1 protein-coding gene is annotated in these 914 nt (G+C 36.3%); it reads right to left on the bottom strand.

Features of this window, described 5'->3' with window-relative positions:
- Window positions 1–105: 105 nt before the first annotated feature.
- Window positions 106–645: an SMI1/KNR4 family protein gene (locus NH26_RS24895; protein WP_044230000.1), complete on the bottom strand. Its 540-nt coding sequence runs from the start codon at window positions 643–645 to the stop codon at window positions 106–108.
- Window positions 646–914 lie beyond the last annotated feature (269 nt).

The raw sequence follows: 914 nt of genomic DNA on the forward strand, positions 1-914 counted from the left end.
AAAAGTAGCCAACCGCCGTATACGAGACCCGTATGTACGGTGGTGTGAGAGGCTCTCCCTGTCAGTTTTTACTGACGGGGCGGTCTACTCGATTACCATGCGTTTTTATAGTTGTCCTATTTTTTTCAATGAGTCAATTTCATGTGTCAACATATTAATCATATACTCACTAAAAGATTCTGCCCAAATTGTAGGGCCATTTTTTAACCAATCTCCTTGCTCCACAAATATATATACAGGTGGATTCTCGCCCTCATTTGTTTTAATATATTCTATGACATATCCTTGATGACACATAAAAACAATTGAATCTTCAAGTAAAGCTATTCCGTCAAATTTGTTCCTATTTAAAATTTCAATTCCTGCTTTCTTTAGATTATGGTCGTGCGGAATAATACCTTCCTCTTTATAATCTTCATATGCTTCTCCAGACAAATAGCTGTAATAATAATCTGTCCCTCTCAGAATACGTCCACCACCTTTGCCAAACCACATTAAAAACTCTTTGAATGAAGCTGGTATCTTAGTATTCAATATCTCCTGCAAGTCGTTTATTTCCTCTTCAGAACATCCGCTAAACCTTTCCTCAATTTCAGGATATTGTTTAATAAAATCCTTTGCCTCTTGCAGATACACTTTTTCCATTCTTAACTAGTTTTTTCTTTGTTTGAAATTCCTATACACAACAAAAATAGCGTCTTTATAGGTTTCAATAATTAATAAACCATATATCATTAGGATTGCTATGCTTTTAAACGCATGGTAACGAAATTGCTAAACTACGACCAGCGGGCGTGTCGACCGGTGGATGGAGTTTAGATATTGTGTGTGCCCAAAATGGACACAGCCTTATTTTATTTTAAAGATATAATAATCTTCTAGAGGGTGCAAGTCCCTTATGTGCGGGGTACGAT

Source organism: Flammeovirga pacifica, assembly GCF_000807855.2.
Lineage (GTDB): Bacteria > Bacteroidota > Bacteroidia > Cytophagales > Flammeovirgaceae > Flammeovirga > Flammeovirga pacifica.